The organism is Nocardia sp. NPDC057353, assembly GCF_042667085.1.
Classification (GTDB): Bacteria; Actinomycetota; Actinomycetes; order Mycobacteriales; family Mycobacteriaceae; genus Nocardia.
On sequence record NZ_JBHVAK010000006.1, the window covers coordinates 17,354 to 34,190 of the forward strand.

General features: G+C 70.9%; 18 protein-coding genes and 3 tRNA genes. 13 read left to right on the forward strand and 8 right to left on the reverse strand.

Going from position 1 to position 16,837, the window contains the following annotated elements; all coding sequences use genetic code 11:
- Positions 1 to 123: 123 nt before the first annotated feature.
- A tRNA-Arg gene (locus tag ACFUUZ_RS04390) sits at positions 124 to 197 on the forward strand.
- Positions 198 to 277: 80 nt separating this feature from the next.
- Here ACFUUZ_RS04390 and ectB read toward each other — a convergent pair.
- The 5 genes from ectB to ACFUUZ_RS04415 all read right to left on the reverse strand — a co-directional run bounded on the left by ectB (position 278) and on the right by ACFUUZ_RS04415 (position 4,581).
- Positions 278 to 1,525 (reverse strand): diaminobutyrate--2-oxoglutarate transaminase, encoded by a 1,248-nt coding sequence (gene ectB, locus ACFUUZ_RS04395; protein WP_378692438.1) that lies wholly within the window; start codon positions 1,523 to 1,525, stop codon positions 278 to 280.
- Between the two features lie 107 nt (positions 1,526 to 1,632).
- Complete coding sequence (locus tag ACFUUZ_RS04400; protein ID WP_378692440.1) at positions 1,633 to 1,938, reverse strand: hypothetical protein; 306 nt, start codon at positions 1,936 to 1,938, stop codon at positions 1,633 to 1,635.
- A gap of 100 nt (positions 1,939 to 2,038) precedes the next feature.
- Positions 2,039 to 2,356: a hypothetical protein gene (locus tag ACFUUZ_RS04405; protein WP_378692442.1), complete on the reverse strand. Its 318-nt coding sequence runs from the start codon at positions 2,354 to 2,356 to the stop codon at positions 2,039 to 2,041.
- A complete protein-coding gene (locus ACFUUZ_RS04410) occupies positions 2,357 to 3,505 on the reverse strand; it encodes a fatty acid desaturase family protein (RefSeq protein ID WP_378692444.1) in 1,149 nt (382 codons plus the stop codon).
- 11 nt (positions 3,506 to 3,516) lie between these two features.
- Positions 3,517 to 4,581 carry a ferredoxin reductase gene (locus tag ACFUUZ_RS04415; RefSeq protein ID WP_378692445.1) on the reverse strand — a complete coding sequence of 355 codons (1,065 nt, stop codon included), beginning with the start codon at positions 4,579 to 4,581 and terminating at the stop codon, positions 3,517 to 3,519.
- Between the two features lie 179 nt (positions 4,582 to 4,760).
- Here ACFUUZ_RS04415 and ACFUUZ_RS04420 point away from each other — a divergent pair, with 179 nt between their 5' ends.
- On the forward strand, positions 4,761 to 5,378 hold the full coding sequence (locus ACFUUZ_RS04420) for a TetR family transcriptional regulator (RefSeq protein ID WP_378692447.1): 618 nt from the start codon (positions 4,761 to 4,763) through the stop codon (positions 5,376 to 5,378).
- 4 nt (positions 5,379 to 5,382) lie between these two features.
- On the opposite strand, the gene ACFUUZ_RS04425 is transcribed toward ACFUUZ_RS04420, so the two are convergent.
- Positions 5,383 to 6,741 carry an MFS transporter gene (locus tag ACFUUZ_RS04425; RefSeq protein ID WP_378692449.1) on the reverse strand — a complete coding sequence of 453 codons (1,359 nt, stop codon included), beginning with the start codon at positions 6,739 to 6,741 and terminating at the stop codon, positions 5,383 to 5,385.
- Positions 6,742 to 6,837: 96 nt separating this feature from the next.
- Between ACFUUZ_RS04425 and ACFUUZ_RS04430 the strand changes: the two genes are divergently transcribed.
- The 4 genes from ACFUUZ_RS04430 to lysA all read left to right on the forward strand — a co-directional run bounded on the left by ACFUUZ_RS04430 (position 6,838) and on the right by lysA (position 11,709).
- Positions 6,838 to 7,389 (forward strand): PadR family transcriptional regulator, encoded by a 552-nt coding sequence (locus tag ACFUUZ_RS04430; protein ID WP_378692450.1) that lies wholly within the window; start codon positions 6,838 to 6,840, stop codon positions 7,387 to 7,389.
- A complete protein-coding gene (locus ACFUUZ_RS04435) occupies positions 7,386 to 9,413 on the forward strand; it encodes an FAD-dependent oxidoreductase (RefSeq protein ID WP_378692452.1) in 2,028 nt (675 codons plus the stop codon). Before ACFUUZ_RS04430 ends, ACFUUZ_RS04435 begins: the two co-directional genes overlap by 4 nt.
- A 29-nt stretch (positions 9,414 to 9,442) precedes the next feature.
- Entirely contained in the window at positions 9,443 to 10,246 is an 804-nt protein-coding gene (gene cmrA / locus ACFUUZ_RS04440; protein ID WP_378692454.1) for a mycolate reductase, read from the forward strand.
- Positions 10,247 to 10,377: 131 nt separating this feature from the next.
- Complete coding sequence (gene lysA, locus ACFUUZ_RS04445) at positions 10,378 to 11,709, forward strand: diaminopimelate decarboxylase (RefSeq protein ID WP_378692455.1); 1,332 nt, start codon at positions 10,378 to 10,380, stop codon at positions 11,707 to 11,709.
- A gap of 4 nt (positions 11,710 to 11,713) precedes the next feature.
- Here lysA and ACFUUZ_RS04450 read toward each other — a convergent pair whose 3' ends face one another.
- Positions 11,714 to 11,974 (reverse strand): hypothetical protein, encoded by a 261-nt coding sequence (locus tag ACFUUZ_RS04450; protein ID WP_378692457.1) that lies wholly within the window; start codon positions 11,972 to 11,974, stop codon positions 11,714 to 11,716.
- Between the two features lie 117 nt (positions 11,975 to 12,091).
- Here ACFUUZ_RS04450 and orn point away from each other — a divergent pair, with 117 nt between their 5' ends.
- The 3 genes from orn to ACFUUZ_RS04465 all read left to right on the forward strand — a co-directional run bounded on the left by orn (position 12,092) and on the right by ACFUUZ_RS04465 (position 13,304).
- Positions 12,092 to 12,718 carry an oligoribonuclease gene (gene orn, locus ACFUUZ_RS04455; RefSeq protein ID WP_378692459.1) on the forward strand — a complete coding sequence of 209 codons (627 nt, stop codon included), beginning with the start codon at positions 12,092 to 12,094 and terminating at the stop codon, positions 12,716 to 12,718.
- Between the two features lie 53 nt (positions 12,719 to 12,771).
- Positions 12,772 to 12,844, forward strand: a tRNA-His gene (locus tag ACFUUZ_RS04460).
- A gap of 157 nt (positions 12,845 to 13,001) precedes the next feature.
- Positions 13,002 to 13,304: a hypothetical protein gene (locus ACFUUZ_RS04465; protein WP_378692461.1), complete on the forward strand. Its 303-nt coding sequence runs from the start codon at positions 13,002 to 13,004 to the stop codon at positions 13,302 to 13,304.
- Positions 13,305 to 13,361: 57 nt separating this feature from the next.
- On the opposite strand, the gene ACFUUZ_RS04470 is transcribed toward ACFUUZ_RS04465, so the two are convergent.
- The gene (locus tag ACFUUZ_RS04470) at positions 13,362 to 14,579 is read right to left on the reverse strand and encodes an Ig-like domain-containing protein (RefSeq protein ID WP_378692463.1); all 1,218 of its coding nucleotides are present in this window, start codon (positions 14,577 to 14,579) and stop codon (positions 13,362 to 13,364) included.
- Positions 14,580 to 14,804: 225 nt separating this feature from the next.
- Here ACFUUZ_RS04470 and ACFUUZ_RS04475 point away from each other — a divergent pair.
- From ACFUUZ_RS04475 to ACFUUZ_RS04490, 4 genes are all read left to right on the forward strand, one after another.
- Positions 14,805 to 14,877, forward strand: a tRNA-Lys gene (locus ACFUUZ_RS04475).
- A gap of 25 nt (positions 14,878 to 14,902) precedes the next feature.
- On the forward strand, positions 14,903 to 15,490 hold the full coding sequence (locus ACFUUZ_RS04480) for a metallophosphoesterase (RefSeq protein ID WP_378692465.1): 588 nt from the start codon (positions 14,903 to 14,905) through the stop codon (positions 15,488 to 15,490).
- Positions 15,491 to 15,873: 383 nt separating this feature from the next.
- Complete coding sequence (locus ACFUUZ_RS04485; protein ID WP_378692467.1) at positions 15,874 to 16,491, forward strand: transglycosylase SLT domain-containing protein; 618 nt, start codon at positions 15,874 to 15,876, stop codon at positions 16,489 to 16,491.
- 29 nt (positions 16,492 to 16,520) lie between these two features.
- Positions 16,521 to 16,835: a hypothetical protein gene (locus ACFUUZ_RS04490; protein ID WP_378692468.1), complete on the forward strand. Its 315-nt coding sequence runs from the start codon at positions 16,521 to 16,523 to the stop codon at positions 16,833 to 16,835.
- Positions 16,836 to 16,837: the final 2 nt, after the last annotated feature.

The following is a 16,837-nucleotide window of genomic DNA, read 5'->3' on the forward strand; positions in this document are numbered from 1 at the left end:
GACCCAGCGTAGTGGGAGCGGGAAACTCCGGGACGGACGGCTGCCGGGTCCCGGCCGGATCGAGTCGCTATACTCGCCCTGCCGGTGCGCGCGGGGTTGCGGCCGGCCACCGTGGATGCGACTGCCTCCGTAGCTCAGTTGGATAGAGCAAGGGCCTTCTAATCCCTAGGTCGCAGGTTCGATTCCTGCCGGGGGCGCACACCACTCTCGACCGGCGCTGCGCACGCAGGTCACCGGAGGGTTACCCGCCGCGTACGGCAGGCAAACCAGGGAATCCTCAGCCGCAGACCGCCGCCACCGCGGCGCCGATCAGCCCCAGCCCGTGGTCCAGCTCGTCCTCGCTCGTGGTCAGCGGCGGCATGAGCTTGACGACCTGGTTGGTCGAGCCGGAGGTCTCCACCAGCAACCCCAGCTCGAAGGCGGCCTGCGAGACCTTCCCCGCGTGCGAGGGGTCGGTGAAGACCAGGCCGTGGATGAGGCCGCGGCCGCGGGTGGTCGTGCCGGGGCAGCCCGCGGCGATCTCGGCCAGCCCGGCGGCCAGCCGCTCCCCCTTGGCCAGCACCGAACGCTCCAGCGCGTCGTCGGCCCAGTACCGCTCCAGCGCCACCCGCGCGGTGACGAAGGCCGGGTTGTTGCCGCGGAAGGTGCCGTTGTGCTCGCCGGGCGCCCACTGGTCGTGCTCGGCCTTGAACAGCACCAGCGCCATCGGCAGGCCGTAGCCGCCGATGGACTTGGACATGGCGACGATGTCCGGGCTGATGCCGGCGAACTCGAAGGAGAAGAACGGCCCGGTGCGGCCGCACCCCATCTGCACGTCGTCGACGATGAGCAGGATGCCGCGCGCGGCGCAGAGCTCGGCGAGCTCGCGCAGCCACTCGACCCGCGCGACATTGATGCCGCCCTCCCCTTGCACCGTCTCCACGATCACCGCGGCGGGCTTGTCCAGCCCGGAGGAGGTGTCGTCCAGCGCGCGGCGCATCCAGCGCAGCTCGTCCTCGCCGCCGAGGAAACCGTCGTACGGCATGGGGTGGGTGTACGGCAGCGGGACGCCAGCGGCCGCGCGCTTGGCGGCATTGCCGGTGACCGCGAGCGCGCCGAGCGACATGCCGTGGAAGGCGTTGGTGAAGTTCAGCACGGTCTGCCTGCCGGTGATCTTGCGCGCCAGCTTGAGCGCGGCCTCCACCGCGTTGGCCCCGGTCGGGCCGGGGAACTGCACCCGGTAGTCCAGCCCGCGCGGCACGAAGACCAGGTCGCGCAGCGCCTCCAGCAGGCCGCGCTTGGCGATGGTGGCCATGTCCAGGCTGTGGATGATGCCGTCGTTCAGGATGTAGTCGACCAGCGCCTGCTTGAAGACCGGGTTGCTGTGGCCGTAGTTGAGCGCGCCCGCCCCGGCGAAGAAGTCCAGGTACTCCCGCCCGCCCTCGTCGCGCAGCCAGCTGCCGCTCGCGGTGGCGAAGACCGTGGGCCAGGCGCGACAGTAGCCGCGGACGTTGGATTCGACGGTCTCGAAAACTGACGCGGTCATGGCGGTCCCCGATCGGTGAGCGACGGCGCTGGCGAGGATTCTGAAGCGCATGCGTTTCTAACACTGCGGACCGGGGTTCTGCAGGGTTTTTGCGGAATAGCGAGTGGTCAGGGCGCCGAGTACAGGCTGACGTCGCCGTTCTCGCCGAGGAAGGCGTTCACCAGGAGGATGCCGTCGGCCCGGAGCCGGTCCGGCTCCGGCGCCTCGGTGGTGACATTGATCTGCGGGATGGCGGCCCAGTTCACCACGAACCGCTCGGGCAGCGCGTCGTCGTCGGAGAGCCTGGCCAGCCGGAACACCGAGACGGTCTTGCCCACCACCAGGTTGCGCACCACGTCCGCGACCCGCTCCGGATCCTCGAGCGCGAACAGGAACCCGAAGGTGAGTTCCGGGGAGGAGACGTAGGCGGGCACGACCCGAAGATTAGCTGATCGCTCGCCGGAGCAGCGGCTCCGGAACGCGCGAGTGCCCCGGCTGCCGTCGGCAGCCGGGGCACTCGACGTCGGACTCGGCTCAGCGCGGCCCGTCACCGGGGTGGTCGACCACCTCGGCATCCACGATCGCGCCCTCGGGCTTCACCACCGGCGGCCGCCCCGCGGGCTTCGGCGCCGGGACGACCTCGTCGTCCTCGAAGCGCTGCGCCTCCGCGTCGCGCTTGGCGGCGGCGGCCGCCTCGCGCATCTCGATGGCGTCGGTCATCCACTCGCCGATCTCGCGGGTGACCGCGCCGACCGTGCCGGTGATGATCGAGGCGATATTGCCGACCCGCTTCGCCCCCGACACGGTCAGTTCCTGGATCAGGTCCTTGTTGCTCTCGAATTTCCCGATCATCTACACGCTCGCTTCGGTCGCCTCACGCTTACGCATGACGATAACACCGGGGGTGGGGTCACCCTTCGTGAAGCGGTCGGGCAGCGCGAGCTTGAAGATCTTGACCCAGACCGAGCCGATCTGCTTGCTGAACGGCCCGGTGTTGTAGGGCAGCCCGAACTTCTCGCAGAGCGCCCGCACCTCGGGCGCCATCTCGGGGTACCGGCTGGCGGGCAGGTCGGGGAAGAGGTGGTGCTCGATCTGGTGCGAGAGGTTGCCGGACATGATGTGGAAGAGCTTGCCGCCGTCGATGTTGGCGGAGCCGAGCATCTGCCGGATGTACCACTCGCCTCGGGTCTCGTCCATCGTCTCGTCCTGCGTGAACGTCTGTACGCCGTTCGGGAAGTGACCGCAGAAGATGATCGAGTAGGCCCACACGTTGCGGACCAGGTTCGCGGCGGCGTTGCCCGCCAGCGTGCTGAGGAAGAGCGGGCCGGTGAGCGCGGGGAAGACCACGTAGTCCTTGAGCGTCTGCCGCCCCGCCTTCTTCCACCACCCCTTGAGCAGCGGCTTGAGGTCGGCCCACTTCCGCTTGCCCTGCACGATGTTCTCCGCCTCCGCGTCGTGCAGCATGACGCCCCACTCGAAGAGCACCATGAGCAGGAAGGCGTAGAGCGGGTTGCCCAGGTAGTACGGGTTCCACTTCTGGCCCTGGTCCATCCGCAGGATGCCGTAGCCGATGTCCCGGTCCATGCCGTGGATGTTGGTGAAGGTGTGGTGCATGTAGTTGTGCGAGTGCCGCCACTGGTCGGCGGGGCAGACGTTGTCCCACTCGAACTCGCGGGAGTTGACGTCCGGCTCGCGCATCCAGTCGTACTGGCCGTGCATCACGTTGTGGCCGATCTCCATGTTGTCGAGGATCTTCGACACCGAGAGCGAGGCCACCGCGGCCAGCCAGAACGGGGGCAGGAAGCCGAGGTACATCAGCCCGCGGCCTGCCACCTCGAAGCCGCGCTGGGCCTTGATGACCTTGTAGAGGTACTCGCGGTCGCGCTCGCCGAGGTCGGCGGTGACGCGGTCGCGCAGTTCGTCGAGGGCGCGGCCGATCTCCTCGATGTCCTCGGGGCTGAGGACGAGCGGGCCGTCCTTGGTCTCGGTCAGGATGGTCATGGTGACTCCCTTCAGATCTCGATGTCGACATCGCCGACGGCGGCGCTGACGCACAGCTGGATCGGCTGGTCGGGATCGCTGTCGGTCTCCCCGGTGCGCAGGTTGCGGGTGCAGCCGGTGCGCTTGACCGCCGTACAGGAGAAGCAGATCCCCATGCGGCAGCCGAACTCGGGGGTGAGGCCCGCGGCCTCGGCCTGCTCCAGCAGGCTCTCGCCGGTGTTGTCGGAGCGGACGTCGCTGGCCGAGAAGGTGGTGGTGCCGTGCACGTCCTCGGTGGCGACCGGGGCCAGCGAGATCGTGAACTCCTCGCTGTGCACGCGGTGGCCGAGCCCCTCCGCCTCGAAGACCGCGCGCACGCCGTCCATCAGCCGGGCCGGGCCGCAGACGAACGCCTCCGCCGCGCGGTACCAGGGGGCGAGCCGCTCCAGCTCGGCCCGGTCGAAGTAGCCGGTGCCCGCGCGGCGGTCCGGGTAGCGGAGCTCGACGCGCAGGTTCGGGTGCTCGGCCGCGATGCGGGCCAGCTCGTCCCGGTGCGGCACGAAGACCTCCGCCTTCGCGAAGTGCAGGAAGAGCACCTCGCCGCGGTGCTCCTCCTCGGCCAGCGTGCGCAGCATGGAGAGCACCGGGGTGATCCCGCTGCCGCCGCTGACCAGCAGCATCCGCTCCGGGCGCGGCTCGGGCAGCGCGAAGGTACCGGCGGCGGGCTCCAGGTCGACCACCAGCCCGGGCGCCGCGTGCTGGTACAGGTACTGCGAGACGACGCCGCCGGAGTGCGCCTTGACGGTGAGCTCGAGCCTGCGCTCCCGGCCGAGCTCGGCGTTCACCGGCGAGTAGCAGCGGGTGTGCCGCACCCCGTCGACGACGACGCCGAGCGTGACGTACTGGCCCGCGGCGTGGCCGCGCCACTGCCGGGTCGGCCGCAGGGTGAGCGTCACCGAGCCGGGCGCGGAGCGGTTCACCCGGACCACCTCGGCGCGCATGCGCCCGATGGTCAGCGTCGGGTGCACCAGCTCCAGGTAGCGGTCGACTGGGTGCGGGGAGGTGAGGGTCTGCACCAGATTGACGAGATCCACCATGTCGCTGCTCCATACCGTCGATGTCGGTCTCCGACAGGCACGCCCACTCAATTTCAGTGCACGCCTGTACACTCATCCAGTGTGACAAACGGGTACAGGTATGTGTCAACCGCGCAGATGTGTGATGGCAGCAACAATGACGCGAGGAAGTCATGGTGAACGCATGTATGCTCAGCGAGATGACTGAGCAGGCGGTGACCAGGGGCGAGCGCAAGGAGCGCACGCGGCAGGCGCTGCTCGACGGCACGCTCGCGCTCGCCGCCGAGCGGGGCTTCGCCGCGCTCAGCCTGCGCGAGATCGCGCGGTCCGCGGGAATCGTACCGACCGCCTTCTACCGGCACTTCCCGTCCCTGGACGACCTGGGCCGGACCCTGGTCGACGACGGCGTGAAGGCGCTGCGGTTGGCGCTGCGCGAGGTCAGGCGCAATTCCGGGACGCAGCTCTCGGAGATCGTGCGGTTCGTCTTCGACCAGGTGCGCGCGAAGCGGGAGCTGTTCGGCTTCTTCGCGCGCGAGCGGCACGGCGGCTCGGCGGCGATCCGCGGCGCCATCGCGCTGGAGATCCAGCTGATCGTGCGCGAGCTGGTCACCGACCTCTCCCGGGTGCCGACGCTGGACACCTGGAGCTCGGACGACCTGGAGATCGCGGCGGAGCTGCTGGTGGCCACGGTCTCGGACGGGATCGCCGCGTTCGTCGCGGTGCCGGAGCGCGAGGAGTCCGCGATCGTGGAGCTGACCGTGCGCAAGGTCACGCTGATCGGCGTCGGCATGGGCGCCTGGAAACCGCCGCGGGGCTGAGCGCTCAGTACTCCTTCGCGGCGGCGGGCGGCTCGGCCACCTCGGCCCGGTCCGGGCTACGCACCGGGAGCAGCACCAGCAGCCCGGCGCCGAGGACGAGCACCAGCCCGACGATGCCCGCGCGCTCGGCGTCGAAGAGCCAGACGAAGAGCCCGAACAGCGCGGGCGCCAGGAACGACACCGCGCGCCCCGTCGTGGTGTAGAGCCCGAACAGCTGCCCCTCCCGCCCGGGCGGGGCGAGCCGGGCGAGGAACGAGCGCGCCGCGGCCTGCGCGGGCCCGACGAAGGCCGTGAGCAGCAGCCCGAACACCCAGAAGAGCACCGGCCCCGATACCAGCAGCAGCCCGATCCCGCAGACGATCATGCCCGCCAGCGAGGCCACGATCACCGGCTTGGGCCCGATGGTGTCGTCGAAGCGGCCCGCGGCCACCGCGCCGAGCGCGGCGATCACGTTCGCGGCGACGCCGAAGAGCAGCACGTCGGCGTCGGCGATGCCGTAGACGTTCACCGCGAGCACCGCGCCGAAGGTGAAGACCCCGGCCAGCCCGTCCCGGAAGACCGCGCTGGCCAGCAGGAACTGCACCGTGCGGCGATCCACCCGCCAGAGCTCGCGCAGGTCACGCCAGAGCACCCTGTACGAACCGAGCAACCCGGCCTCGGCCGCACCGGGGTCGGCGTCGGTGCGCGGCAGTTCAGGGACCGCGAAGAGCACCGGCAGCGCGAAGGCCGCGAACCAGACCGCGGCCAGCAGCGCCACCAGGCGGATGTTCAGCCCGTCGTCGGTGGGGATGCCGAGCAGCCCCCTGGTGTCGCCGTCGCCCGCGATGAAGCCGAAGTAGCAGAGCAGCAGCAGGAAGATGCCGCCGAAGTAGCCCATGGCCCAGCCGAACCCGGAGACCCGGCCGATGGTCCGCGGGGTCGAGACCTGGCGCAGCATGGCGTTGTACGGCACGTTCGCCAGTTCGAAGAAGGCGGAGCCGAAGGCGAGCAGCACCAACCCGAGCCAGAGGTAGCTGTGGTCGTCGTGCACGAAGAACATGCCGGTCATGCAGGCGACGGTGAGCCCGGTGAGAATCCCGAGCGCGCGCTTTCGACCGGCCGCGGCGTCGAAGTACTGCCCGCTGACCGGCGCGGTCAGCGCCACCACCAGCCCGCCCGCGGCGAGCGCCCAGGCCAGCCAGGCGCTGGCCGAGGTATCGCCGGGCAGGTCGTCGCCGACCGTGTCGGTGAGGTACACCGAGAAGACGAAGGTGAGGATGACGGCGTTGAACGCCGACGAGCCCCAGTCCCACAGCCCCCAGGCCGCCACCTGTCCGCGCGTCGCCGCGCCACCGACGGTGGCCCGGGCGTTCACCTCCGCCATACCGGGCAGCCTATCCGGGTCGGGGCCGGAGATCGCGCCGAAAACGCCCTATGCACCCAATTGCATAGTACCCGGTGTTACGACTACCCTTCCGGCATGGCCCTCGAGCACGCCCTGCTGGTCTCGCTCACCGAGCGGGCCGGTTCCGGGTACGAACTGGCGCGCCGCTTCGACAAGTCCATCGGGTACTTCTGGCGCGCGACCCACCAGCAGATCTACCGGGTGCTCAAGCGCATGGCCGAATCCGGCTGGGTGACGGCCGAGGCGGTGCCGCAGGCGGGCAGGCCGGACAAGAAGGTCTACGCCGTCTCCGCGGCGGGCCGCGCCGAGCTGGCCCGCTGGATCGCCGAGCCGACCGACACCGGCATGCCGCGCAACGAGCTCGGGGTGAAGATCCGCGGCGCCGCGCACGGCGACGTCGCGGCGCTCTGCACCGAGGTCGAGCGGCACCGCGAGCAGCACGCCGCCCGGCTCGAGGTCTTCCGCATGCTGGAGAAACGCGATTTTCCCGCGCCGGATCGGCTCTCCGGCACCGCACTGCACCAGTACCTGGTCCTGCGCGGCGGCATCCGCGTCGAGACCGGGTTCGTCGACTGGTGCGACGAAGTACTCCGGGCGCTGCGCCCGGGAAAGGCCGGGCCCGCATGACCCGCTTCCCGCACCTGCTCGAACCGCTCGACCTCGGCCACGTCACGCTGCCCAACCGGGTGGTCATGGGGTCGATGCACACCGGCCTGGAGGACCGGGCCCGCGACATTCCCAGGCTCGCGGCGTACTTCGCCGAACGCGCGCGCGGCGGGGTCGGGCTGATCGTCACCGGCGGCTACGCGCCGAACCGCACCGGCTGGCTGCTCCCGCTCGGCGCCAAGCTGACCAGCACCGCCGAGGCGCTGCGGCACCGCGCGGTCACCGCCGCGGTGCACGAGGCAGGCGGGCTGATCGCGCTGCAGATCCTGCACGCCGGGCGCTACTCGTACTGGCCGGGCAGCGTCTCCGCCTCCGCGATCAAGGCGCCGATCAACCCCTTCCGGCCGCGCGCGCTCTCCGCCCGCGGCATCGAGCGCACCATCGACGACTACGTGCGCTGCGCCCGGCTGGCCCGGCTGGCCGGGTACGACGGGGTCGAGATCATGGGCGGCGAGGGCTATTTCCTCAATCAGTTCCTCGCGCCGCGCACCAATCGCCGCAGGGACCGGTGGGGTGGCTCGACGGAGAACCGGCAGCGGATCGCGGTCGAGGTCGTGCGCCGGATCCGGGCCGCGGTCGGCACCGACTTCCTGCTGCTCTTCCGGCTCTCCATGGCGGAGTTCGTGGAGCGGGGGCAGACGCTCACCGAGATCACCGCGCTGGCACGGGAACTCGAGGCCGCCGGGGTGGACATCCTGAACACCGATATCGGCTGGCACGAGGCCAGGGTGCCGACCATCGTCACCTCGGTGCCGCGCGCCGCCTTCACCGAGTTCACCGCGCGGATCACCCGGGCCGTCTCGATCCCGGTCTGCGCCTCCAACCGGATCAACATGCCCGAGGTGGCCGAGGAGATCCTGACCCGCGGCGACGCCGCGCTGGTCTCCATGGCCCGCCCGCTGCTCGCCGACCCCGAGTGGGTGCGCAAGGCCGCGGCCGACCGGGTGGACGAGATCAATACCTGCATCGCCTGCAACCAGGCCTGCCTTGACCACGCCTTCCGGCACAAGACCGTCTCCTGCCTGGTGAATCCGCGCGCCTGCCACGAGACCGAGCTGACGCTGCTGCCCACCCGGCGCGGCAAGCGGGTTGCGGTGGTCGGCGCGGGGCCCGCCGGGCTCTCGGCCGCGGTGGCGCTGGCGCAGCGCGGGCACACCGTCGAGCTCTTCGAGGCCGAGGAGCGGATCGGCGGGCAGTTCGACCTGGCCCGGCGGATTCCGGGCAAGGAGGAGTTCAACGAGTCGATCCGGTACTTCACCCGCATGCTCGAGGTCACCGGCGTCACGCTGCACCTGGGCCGCCGGGTCTCCGCCGCCGAGCTGACCGCGGGCGGGTTCGACGAGGTGGTGCTGGCCACCGGGGTGCGGCCGCGGATCCCGGACATCCCCGGGATCGACCACCCGATGGTCATGTCCTACGCCGAGCTGGTGCGCGGGGAGAAGCAGCCGGGCGCGCGGGTCGCGGTGATCGGTGCCGGCGGGATCGGCTACGACGTCAGCGAATTCCTCACCGTGAAAGGGCATCCCACGCTCAAGCTGGACGAGTGGAAGGAGGAGTGGGGCGTCAGCCTCGACGAGGAGCTGCCCGGCCAGCTCACCACGCCGCGCCCCGCCCCCGCCGCCCGCGACGTGGTGCTGCTGCAGCGCAAGTCGGGCGCGTTCGGCGCGACGCTCGGCAAGACCAGCGGGTGGGTGCACCGGGCCGCGCTCGAGGCCAAGGGCGTCGAGCGGATCGGCGGGGTCAACTACGAGCGCATCGACGATGCCGGGCTGCACATCAGCTTCGGCCCTAAGCGGGAGCGCCGGCGGTTGATCCTGGTCGACACCGTCGTGATCTGCGCGGGCCAGGAGCCGGTCCGCGACCTCGCCGACCCCCTGCGCGCCGCCGGGGTCACCCTGCACGTCATCGGCGGCGCCGATGTGGCAGCGGAGTTGGACGCCAAACGCGCCATAGACCAGGGCACCCGCCTGGCCGCGCGGCTCTGAGACCGGCCCGATCCCCTAGGCTCACCCCCGTGAGCCTGCCCTCCCCCACCACCGACAACCGCGCCGTCGTCACCGGCGCCTCCTCCGGCATCGGAACGGCGCTCGCCGCCGAGCTCGCCGCCCGCGGCTACTCGCTGATTCTCGTCGCCCGCCGCGAGGAGCTGCTCACCGCGCTCGCCGACGAGCTCACCGCCAAGCACGGCATCACCGCCGAGGTCCGCGCGGTCGACCTCGCCGACCGCGCCGCGCGGGCCCCGCTCGCCGAGGAGCTGGCGGGCCGCGACATCGCCGTGCTCTGCAACAACGCCGGCATCGCCACCTTCGGCGCGGTCGCCGAGCTGGACCCCGCCTACGAGCGCGACCAACTGGAGCTGAACGCCGTCGCGGTGCACGACCTGAGCCTCGCCGTGCTGCCAGGCATGCTGGCGGCCCGCGCGGGCGGCATCCTGATCAGCGGCTCGGCCGCGGGCAACATGCCGATCCCGAACAACACCACCTACGCCGCGAGCAAGGCCTTCGCCAACACCTTCTCCGAGTCGCTGCGCGGCGAACTCAAGGGCACCGGCGTGCACGTCACGCTGCTCGCCCCCGGCCCGGTGCGCACCGAGATCCCGGACCCGGCCGACGCCTCCATCGTGGACCGGCTGGTGCCCGACTTCATGTGGGTCTCCTCCGAGTACACCGCCAAGGTCTCGCTGGACGCCCTGGCCCGCAACAAGATGCGCGTGGTGCCCGGGCTGATCAGCAAGGGCATGAGCGTCGCGGGGCAGTACGGCCCGCGCGCGGTCACCGCCCCGGTCGCGGGCGCCTTCTACCGCAAGCTCGGCAGCTGAGCGAAACCGTCAGGATCGGCCCGCGATCCCGTCAACGTTCCGTCAGGATCGGGCCGGGGCCGCGGGCGGCGGCGTAGTCCTGGAAGCGGCCCCGCCCTCCGAGAAAGCGGGGACTCGACCGGGAGTTCACCGTGACACTGCTCGACTTCGTCCCATCCCTCGGTTCGGGCGCGCCCGTGCGGCTCGCCCCCGCGGTGTGGCCGCCGGACACGCACTACGACACCGAGGGCGGGATCACCCTGGGCGGGGTCGCGCTCACCGAGCTCGCCGACCGCTTCGGCACCCCCTGCTACGTGCTGGACGAGGCCGAGATCCGGCGCCGCTGCCGCGCCTACCTGACCACCTTCCCGGAGGCGACGGTGGTGTACGCGGCCAAGGCGCTGCTCACCCGCGCGGTCGCGGAGTGGGTGACCGAGGAGGGCGTCGGGCTCGACGTCTGCTCCGGCGGCGAACTCGCGATCGCGCTGGCCGCCGGGGTCGCCCCGGAGCGGATCGTGCTGCACGGCAACGGTAAGACCATGGACGAGCTGCGCACCGCCGTGCGCGCCCGCGTCGGCCGCATCGTGGTCGACTCCACCGCCGAGATCACCCTGCTCTCCGCACTCCCCGCCCACGACCAGCGGCTGCTGCTCCGGCTGGCGCCCGGTATCGAGGCGGGCGGCCACCCGGCGATCAGGACCGGGGGCAGCGACCACAAGTTCGGGCTCTCCGGCACCGCGGTCGGCGAGGCGGTGCAGCGCATCGGGCGCAGCGGGGGGCTGCGGCTGGTCGGCCTGCACTGCCACCTCGGCTCGCAGATCCACGACCCGGACCACTACGGCGAGGCGGTGCGCAGGCTGGTCGCGCGGATGGCCGCCATCCGGGACGAGCACGGCCTGCTGCTCACCGAGCTCGACCTCGGCGGCGGGCACGCCGTCGCCTACCGCCCCGGCGACGCCGAGCTGAACCTGGCCGAACTCGCCGACGTGCTGGCGGACGCGCTGGACGTCGCCTGCGCCAGGCACCGCTTCCCGCGACCGCGGCTGCTGCTCGAACCCGGCCGCGCCATCGTGGCCAGGGCGGGCGTCACGCTCTACCGGGTGCTCGCGGTGAAGGAGAACGAGGCAGGCAGGCGCTACGCCATCGTGGACGGCGGTATGGGCGACAACCCGCGGGTCGCGCTCTACGGCGCCCGCTACGACGCGGTCGTCGCGGGCAGGCACCGCTGCGGGCCGCAGCGCGGCACCACCGTCGCGGGCCGGTACTGCGAGTCCGGCGACATCATCGCCACCGACATCCGCCTCCCCGCCGACCTGCGCGCGGGCGAGGTGCTGGCCGTCCCCTGCACCGGCGCCTACCACCACAGCCTGGCCTCGACCTACAACGGCATCGGCAGGCCGCCGATCGTGGCGGTGCGGGACGGGAGCTACCGCGAGATCGTCCGCCGCGAAACCGTCGACGACCTGCTGGCCAGGGAGGTCTGAGCGGTCAGCGCCGCTCGCCCGCGGCCGACGGGTCCGCCGCCCGCGCCGCCGCGGCGCCCAGCTCGATCGCGGCGGCGTAGCCCGCGTTCGCCGCCTCGACCGCGGCCACCTCGCCCGCCACCGCGGACGCGCTGGTGACCGCGGGCTGCCCCAGCTCCACCTCGCGCATCTCCGCCTCCCCTGCCGCGACCGACTCCGCCGCGACCCGCGCCGCCTCGTCGGCCGCGCGCCGCGCTGCCGCGGCCCTGTCCTGCGGGGTGCTCATCGAGTCCTCCTGTGCTGATCTGGCGGCAACTCCGGGGCGAACCGAACCCACTGTATCCGCGCCGATCGGCTCCGTGGCGTCGGCGGTCCGCGCGGCACCCCGCGTTAAGGTGCTCGGGTGTCGGACAAACTTGTGGTGTGGATGGATTGCGAGATGACCGGGCTCCGGCTCGACAGCGACAAGCTGATCGAGGTGGCCGCGCTGGTGACCGACAGCGACCTCAACGTCCTCGGTGACGGCGTCGACATCGTGATCCACGCCGACGACGCCGCGCTCGCCGCCATGCCGCCGGTGGTCACCGAGATGCACGCCCGCTCCGGGCTCACCGAGGAGGTGCGCCGCTCCGCGGTCACCGTCGCCGAGGCCGAGGAGCAGGTGCTCGACTACATCCGGCAGTTCGCGCCCGCCCCGCGCACCGTGCCGCTGGCGGGCAACTCCATCGCCACCGACCGCGGCTTCCTGGCCAGGGACATGCCCGCGCTCGACGCGCACCTGCACTACCGGATGATCGACGTCAGCTCGATCAAGGAGCTGTGCCGCCGCTGGTACCCGCGCATCTACTTCGGCCAGCCGGAGAAGGGGCTCGCGCACCGCGCGCTGGCCGACATCACCGAATCCATCCGGGAGCTGGACTACTACCGGCGCACCGCCTTCGTCGCCCCGCCCGGCCCGTCGAGCAGCGAGATCGCCGCGATCGCGGCCGAGCTGAGCGGCGCCCCGACCCCCGGCGGCCAGGGCGATTAGTGATTCCGGCGCCGGGCACGCTAGTATCGAGCGCGCCGGTCGTACCGGTGATGGTGAGTGTAGTTCAGTTGGTAGAGCACCAGGTTGTGATCCTGGATGTCGCGGGTTCGAGTCCCGTCACTCACCCCGAGGAGGGCCCGGGAGCGTTTCGCTCCCGGGCCCTTTCCCTTTCCGCCAGTGCGCGCAACTATGTGACAGAACCGATTTTCACTCCGTAGACTCCCCGTTCGGGGCGGCGTCGTCGGAATGTCGTCCCGTTCGACAGAAAGACGATCCACCTGTGATGCGTTCCGCAGTAATCGCCGCCGTCGCGGGTGCCACGCTGCTCGCCGGTGCCCCGGCCGCCGCGGCCGCGGCGCCCGGCGCCTCCGTGCAGCCCGTTCAGCTGAACGCGGGCACCGGCTCCGCCGCCGCCGTCGACACCGGCTCGTCGGCAGGCGCCACCACCACCGGCTCGTCCGGCACCGGCTCCGCGACCGCGCTGGAGAGCCTGCTCTTCGGCGGCCCGCTGCTCTGCGCCGCGGTCGGCAGCGCGATGAACCGCAACCTCACCTGCCCCGGCACCGCGGGCCCGGTCATCCCCTGAGCACCCCGTAACCGCGAAAGGCCCCCGGAGCACCGGGGGCCTTTCGCGTGCGGGGGATCAGACGTCGGCGTTGCCCGCCTTCCACTGCTCCCACGGCATGTTCCAGTCGCCGAGGCCGTCCACCGGCGAGAGCGTGCCGCCCACGGTGTTCTTGACGATGGCGATATCGCCGAGCTTGGCGTTCTCGTACACCCAGCGGGCATTGTCCGGGCTCAGGTTCAGGCAGCCGTGGCTCACGTTCGAGTAGCCCTGCTGCCCCACCGACCACGGCGCCGAGTGGAAGAAGATGCCGCTGTACGACATCCGGGTGGCCCAGTCCACCGGGGTGCGGTAGCCGTCCGATGAGTTCACCGCCACGCCGTAGGTGGAGGAGTCCATGATGATGTGCTCGTGCCGGTCGGCCAGGATGTAGATGCCGTTGTCGGTGGGGGTGCTGCTCTTGCCCATCGAGGTCGGCATGGTGCGGATCACCTCGCCGTTGCGCTCCACCGTCACCTGCTTGGTGTTGTCGTCGGCGGTGAAGATCACCGCGTCGCCGATGGTGAACTGCGTGCTCGCGTCCTCCTGGCCGAACAGCCCGGCGCCGAGGTCACGGCCGTAGACATTGACCTTCACCTCCACCTTGGTGCCCGGCGCCCAGAAGTGCTCCGGCCGCCAGCGGACCTCGCGGTTGTTCACCCAGTAGAAGGCGCCCTCCACCGGCGGGGTCGTGGTGACGGTGATGGCCTCCTGCGCGGCCTTGCGGTCCGGGATGTTCTCGTCGAACTGCACCGCCACCGGCTGGCCCACCCCGACCACGGCGTTCTCGGCGATGTTCAGGTACGGCTTGGTCTGGTTGTCCGGCGAGGACGTGGTGAAGCTCACCGCGGCGGTCTGCGCGCCGCCGAGCCCGATCGCCTTGGCCTGCATCGTGTAGGAGCGCCCGTACCCGAGCACCTCCGCGGTCTGCCAGGTGCGGCCGTCCGGCGAGAGCGTGCCGTTCACCGCCTTGCCCTGGTTGTTCACCAGGTTCACCTCGGTGAACTTGCCATCGTTGACCTGGAACGTCATCGGCATGGCGGGAGAGACGCCCTTGTCCCCATCCTTGACCGGGGACACCAGCTTGGGCTTGATCAACTCGGTGATGGGGTTGCGATCGATCGGCACGCCGTCCGCCTCCGTGGCGCCCGACGAGGTCGAGCACGCCGACAGCGCCAGCGCCAGTACCGACAGCACCACGACCGGCGCGGACGATCTCTTCCAGGAGGACCGCCGCCGCCCTCGATCAACACTCATGACAAACCCCGTTTCCGATGACCTCTTCTGTCATTCTGCCGGCAGAACGGGTCCGCCCACGTTTGGACAGGCCCCGTTCCCACACGGCACCACCCTGCGGATCGTGGGCGACCCCTGAAGCGTTAACAGCAGGTCAAGGCAGGCGCGCGAGGCCACCGGATACCGATTTCACTTTCGAGCCCCCGGCCTGTTACTGTCTCTCTCGCACCGGAACACACGGAGCACGCGCCATTAGCTCAATTGGCAGAGCAGCTGACTCTTAATCAGCGGGTTCGGGGTTCGAGTCCCTGATGGCGCACACTATTTCACCATATGGGGCCGATGTGATCGATTGGTACACCGCCGATCTGCACATCGGCCATCGTCTTCTCTCGGGCCTGCGCGGCTTCCCCGACATTCCCGCCCACGACGCCGAACTCGCCCGCCGCTGGGACGAGCTCGTCGCCCCGGGCGACCGGATCTGGGTCCTCGGCGACATCTCGGTCGGCGGCAGGCGTCAGGAGACCGCCGCGCTGGAGTGGATCGCCCAGCGCCCCGGCGAGAAACACCTCATCACCGGCAACCACGACGGCTGCCACCCCATGCGCTCGCGCGCCGCCGCCTGGCAGGCCACCTACCTGGCGGGCGGCTTCGCCTCGGTGCAGCAGACGGCGGTGCACAAGATCGCCGGGCAGCGGGTGACGCTTTCGCACTTCCCGTTCCGAGGCGACCCGGACGGGGATCACACTCCGGAGAACCGGTTCGAGGAGTGGCGGGTGCCGGATGTCGGGCAGTTCCTGCTGCACGGCCACACGCACACCGACATCAAGGTCAGGGGAAGGCAGATCCACGTCGGCTTGGACGCGCACGCGCTGCGCCCGGTCACGAAGGACTGGATCGCCGCCCAGATCGAGCGCGCCGCGGCTCTCTGAGCGGTCGACCACCGTTGTAATTCTGTGACGCTACGCACAAGGCGTTTAGCACCATCCGCCCCGGTCAGCGCGGGCTTTCCGGCACGGCTGCTTGATTCACGGCCGTCCCAGCACCCTGCGGACGAATTCTGTTCACCTTCCGTTAACCTTCCGTGACCATTCTGCAATCCGGCCCCAGTGGCCATGCTCCATTCGAGTTGGAGTGGGCGCGACATTCCGAGCCGTCGCGTCCGGGGACGAAGTGCCCCCGACAACCAAATCCGACAAGAGCACATCGTCCGGAGACACCGGAACCCACGCACCACGATCACAACCGGCCGCAGCGTCGGTCGATCGGTGCTGCCCTGGGCCCGTCACCGACCGAAGCAAGGAACCGAATTCGCATGCCCGACTCACGTTTCTCCACCCTGCGTCGCCCCACCCTGCGGGAGAGCATCACCGGCGCGGTCGCCGCGGCAGGCGTCGTCGCCGTCTGCGCCTCCTCTGCCGTCTCGGTGGCCGACAACAGCGTGCCGTCGCGCATCGCCCTGATCGCCGAGCAGCAGCCCGCCGCCGAGCAGCAGCAGGCCGCGCCCGAGGCCGCGCCGGAGGGCGTCGAGGCCGTGGCTGCCGCGCTCCCGGCCCCCGAGGCCGCGCCGCTGGTGGACGAGGCGGAGATGCGGGCCGCGACCGCGTTCTACCCGGACAACCTGCACGGCTGGATCAGCCAGGCGCTCGACGTCATGCGCGCCAACGGCATCCCGGGCAGCTACGAGTCGATCCACCGCAACATCATGCGCGAGTCGACCGGCAACCCCAAGGCGATCAACCTCTACGACTCGAACGCCGCTGCGGGCATCCCCTCCAAGGGGCTGCTGCAGGTGATCGACCCGACCTTCGCCAGGTTCCACGTGCCGGGCACCCCGTTCGACGTCTGGGACCCGGTCGCCAATATCGTGGCCGCCTGCAACTACGCGGCGCACACCTACGGCTCCATGGACAACGTGTACGGCGCCTACTGAGTCGGTGCGGCTCGCCATACTTGGCGGCGATGCCCGACTACACGCACAACGACCACGCCGCCCGCAGCCGGGCGGAGAAGGCCCGCGCGCTCGCGGCCTACCTGTGGGACCGCGCCATCGACGCGGCCGAGCTGCGCGCCTTCACCCCGGCCGCCCGCCGCAAGCTGGCGCGGGCGGCGGGGGTCAACCCGCCGAGCACCGACGAGACCTGGGTGGCGGTCGCCGACCTGCTGACCGAGAAGGCGGCGTGGGCGGCGCGGCACCCGGAGCACCCCGCGGCGCGGCGGCCGCACGCCGACGAGAAGCTGCTGTGGGTCAAACCGCCGGTGACACCCTGGAATTGAGC